The following is a 3793-nucleotide window of genomic DNA, read 5'->3' as shown; positions in this document are numbered from 1 at the left end:
GTACTCCGGCACCGAGATCAAGCTCGACGGCGAAGAGTTCCTGATCATGCGCGAAGAGGAAGTCCTCGGCATCCTCAAGTAAGGCATTGCATGCAGCAGATGCGCCTTTCGGCGCCATTCCCGGTTGGAATGAAAGCTGCGGCACAAGACATTTCTCAGGCAACACCAAAAATTCGATTCGGTTTTTGAGCCGATAGAGGAGTAAGCAATGGCAAAGCAGATTCTGCATGGAGAAGATTCGCGTCAGGCAATCCTGCGTGGCGTTAACGTCCTCGCTGACGCAGTGAAGGTGACGCTCGGTCCGAAGGGCCGCAACGTCGTTATCGAGAAGAAGTTCGGTTCGCCCACGATCACCAAGGACGGCGTGACCGTTGCCAAGGAGATCGAGATCAACGATCCGATCGCCAATGTTGGCGCGCAGCTGGTGAAGGAAGTCGCTTCGAAGACCTCGGACATCGCCGGTGACGGCACCACGACCGCGACCGTTCTGGCCCAGGCCATCTTCCGCGAGGGCGTGAAGACGGTTGCCGCCGGTGCGAACCCCACAGCTCTCAAGCGTGGTATCGACAAGGCTGTCGAGGCCATCATCGGCAAGCGTGACGAGCATGGCGTGATCCAGGGCGGTGCTCTGAGCCAGTTCTCGAAGCCTGTCTCGGGCGACATGATCGCCCAGGTTGGCACGATCTCGGCTAACTCCGACGCACAGATCGGCACGATCATCGCCGCGGCGATGAACAAGGTCGGCAAGGACGGCGTGATCACCGTTGAAGAGTCGCGCACGATGGAGACGCAGCTGGACGTGGTCGAGGGCATGCAGTTCGACCGCGGCTACCTGTCGCCCTACTTCGTGACCGATGCAGAGCGCATGGAAGCTGCTCTCGAGAACCCCTACATCCTGATCTACGAGAAGAAGATCTCGTCGATGAAGGACCTGCTTCCCCTGCTGGAGCAGATTGCCCGCACGGCCAAGCCGCTCGTCATCATCGCTGAGGACGTGGACGGCGAGGCGCTCGCAACTCTCGTGGTCAACAAGCTGCGCGGCACGCTGAACGTTGCTGCCGTCAAGGCTCCCGGCTTCGGCGATCGTCGCAAGGCGATGCTGCAGGATATCGCAATCCTGACCGGCGGCAAGGCCATCACCGAGGACCTCGGCATCAAGCTCGAGTCGGTGAAGATCGAGGACCTCGGCACAGCGAAGCGCGTGACCATCGACAAGGACAACACCACCATCGTCGACGGCGGCGGTAAGGGTGGGGAGATCGAGGGCCGCGTGAAGGAGATTCGCGCGCAGATCGAGAAGACCACCTCGGACTACGACCGTGAGAAGCTGCAGGAGCGTCTTGCCAAGCTGGTTGGCGGCGTTGCCGTCATCAAGGTTGGTGCTGCGACCGAGACCGAGATGAAGGAGAAGAAGGCTCGTGTCGAGGACGCGATGCACGCGACCCGCGCGGCTGTCGAAGAGGGTATCGTCCCCGGCGGCGGCGTTGCGCTGGTCCGCACGGTTCCCGCGGTTGAGGCTCTGATCAAGACCCTTGAGGGTGACGAGAAGATCGGTGCTTCGATCATCCGCCGCGCTATCGAGGAGCCCCTGCGCACGATCGTCTCGAACTCGGGCGAAGAGGGTGCAGTTGTGATCGGCAAGATCCTGGAATCCAAGGATGCGAACTTCGGCTACAACGCCGGAACTGGCGTCTACGAGGACCTGGTGAAGGCCGGCGTCATCGACCCGACCAAGGTGACCCGCACTGCTCTGCAGAACGCGGCGTCGATCTCGGGCCTGCTGCTCACCACCGAGGCCATCATCTCCGAGATTCCGGAGAAGAAGGAAGCTCCGGCTGGCGGCCACAACCACGGCGGTGGCATGGACGGCATGTACTAGTCCTACACGTCCAGCGATACGCGCTTCGCCGCAAAAGACAAAGAGCCTCGGGAGATTCCCGGGGCTTTTTGCTGTCCCGAAAAAATGTGGCTATTCTTATCGCGTTGCTATGAAGCACTTCAGGAGCGATGCCAACGATGACGATCTCGCGTAGAGAATTTACCCGGATGACGGCGCTGGGAATCGCCGCCAGTTCCACCACGTTTCCCGCTTTCGCGCAGGCGGCGCCACGCAAGATCGGCTACTGCATTATCGGACTGGGACGTATCGCCGACCATCACATGCGAGCTATCGCTCAGGGAACGACCTCGACGATCACGGGTCTGGTGAGCGGCCACAGGGACAAAGCGGAAAAGATTGCAGCGCAATATGGCGTGCCGAAGGGTTCCATCTACAGCTACCAGGATATGGACCGCATCCGCGAGAACAAGGCTATCGATGCGGTGATCGTATGTCTCCCGAACAGCATGCACGCGGAGTACACCATCCGGTCGGCCAAGGCGGGCAAGCACGTGCTCTGCGAGAAACCGATGTCGGTCTCCGTTCTGGAAGCAGAGGACATGATCGCCGCCTGCAAGGCAAACAAGGTGAAGCTGCTGATCGCCTACAGGCTGCACTATGAGCCATTCACGCTGAAGACGATTCAGTTGATCAAATCCGGCGCGCTGGGGAGTGTTCAGGCAATCAACAGCGCAAACGGATTCAACATTGCCAAAGGCGAGTGGCGCACGCAACACGCATTGGCTGGTGGCGGCCCGCTGATGGATGTCGGCATCTACTGCCTGAACGCGACGCGATACCTCACAGGAGAAGAGCCCGTGGCCTTTACAGCCGTTGCAACCTCGAACAGAGAAGACGAGCGCTTCAAGGATATTGAGGAGAGCCTTTCGTGGACGATGCGCTTCCCTTCCGGCATTGTCGCCAGCTGTTCGACGACATACGGGGCGCAGATGCCCAGTTTCGCCAAAGTCTTTGGAGCGAACGGCTGGCTGGAGTTCGACAACTTCAACTACGAGGCGCAGCAGATCAAGGGAGCTTATCGCAGCGACCGCAATGCTCCGTTGACCAAGCTGGATGAGACATCCACGGCTCACGACCCCAGCCACTTCGTCTCGCAGGTTGATCACTTCACCCGGTGCATCCTCGAAGACAAAACGCCAGACACTCCTGGCGAAGAGGGGCTGCGCGACATGCAGTACATTCAGGCTATCTATCGCGCAGCCGGCATTACGATGGGCTGAGACTAGTTCACTGATGACAGCTGCGTTCCCGGAAGAACGAGCTTCGGAGCACGCAGCTTCGTCTTCGGCAGGCTGGTGGAGATATTGAGATCAACCAACCTCGTTCCCTCGGCCTCGTAGGTGACGATGTAGCTCTCTGCGATGGAAGCTACAAACTGCTTGAAAAACGGGTCAGAGATACGGGACTGCCAATCCCCTGGTAGTAGGCACGTCCCCCCGTGCCATCGGCCACTTCGGTCAGGTAGTTCTGTCCGCTGAAGCTGGCTGCTCCTCCGCGTATTCCGGCGTCACCGTAATAGATCGAGTAGACGGGAACACCAGCCCGCTGAGCATCGGTAACTGCAGCGTCGACGTACGGACTGTTCTGATTCATCGGGCTGACGCTGCCGTTGTATGGAACCACTCCGTTGGTCAGCATCATGATGAAGCGGGCCTTTCGAGCCATCGGTAAGGAGGCATCAGCACCTTCCCCACCAGGCCAGTTCTTCAGGAAATCTGAGAGGCAGAAGTATGGGCTGGCACTAAGCCCTGGCGCTCCCATCGGGAGACGCAGGTTAGCGGCAGCAGCAGCGTGGTTCGTCATGAACGGCTGCGTGGGAACGACACGCCCATTCTGCATGTAGCCGACAAAGATCTCGGTTCCTGCTGGAAGCGTAGTAATGAAGTTCTTGAT

The 3793-nt window shown here is 59.4% G+C and carries 2 protein-coding genes and 2 pseudogenes; 3 read left to right on the top strand and 1 reads right to left on the bottom strand.

What is annotated here, in order from left to right; all coding sequences use genetic code 11:
- The 3 genes and pseudogenes from CV1CTNOD_RS28030 to CV1CTNOD_RS23550 all read left to right on the top strand — a co-directional run.
- Nucleotides 1–82: pseudogene (locus CV1CTNOD_RS28030) on the top strand (co-chaperone GroES); the annotation flags it as partial.
- Between the two features lie 126 nt (nt 83–208).
- On the top strand, nt 209–1879 hold the full coding sequence (groL, locus tag CV1CTNOD_RS23555; protein WP_131788140.1) for a chaperonin GroEL: 1671 nt from the start codon (nt 209–211) through the stop codon (nt 1877–1879).
- 137 nt (nt 1880–2016) lie between these two features.
- Nucleotides 2017–3120: a Gfo/Idh/MocA family protein gene (locus tag CV1CTNOD_RS23550; RefSeq protein ID WP_131788139.1), complete on the top strand. Its 1104-nt coding sequence runs from the start codon at nt 2017–2019 to the stop codon at nt 3118–3120.
- A 148-nt stretch (nt 3121–3268) separates the two neighbouring features.
- Here the strand turns inward: CV1CTNOD_RS23550 and CV1CTNOD_RS25150 are convergent.
- Nucleotides 3269–3793, bottom strand: a pseudogene (locus CV1CTNOD_RS25150) (hypothetical protein); the annotation flags it as partial.

Source organism: Protofrankia symbiont of Coriaria ruscifolia, from assembly GCF_900634745.1.
GTDB classification, from domain to species: domain Bacteria; phylum Actinomycetota; class Actinomycetes; order Frankiales; family Frankiaceae; genus Protofrankia; species Protofrankia californiensis.
The sequence above is the reverse complement of the archived record's forward strand: the minus strand, read 5'-3'. Positions and strand labels throughout refer to the sequence as shown.

Excerpts from the sequence above, each read along its gene's own strand:
- CV1CTNOD_RS23550 (WP_131788139.1), top strand. The coding sequence starts at position 2,017 with ATGACGATCTCGCGTAGAGAATTTACCCGGATGACGGCGCTGGGAATC.
- groL (WP_131788140.1), top strand. The coding sequence starts at position 209 with ATGGCAAAGCAGATTCTGCATGGAGAAGATTCGCGTCAGGCAATCCTG.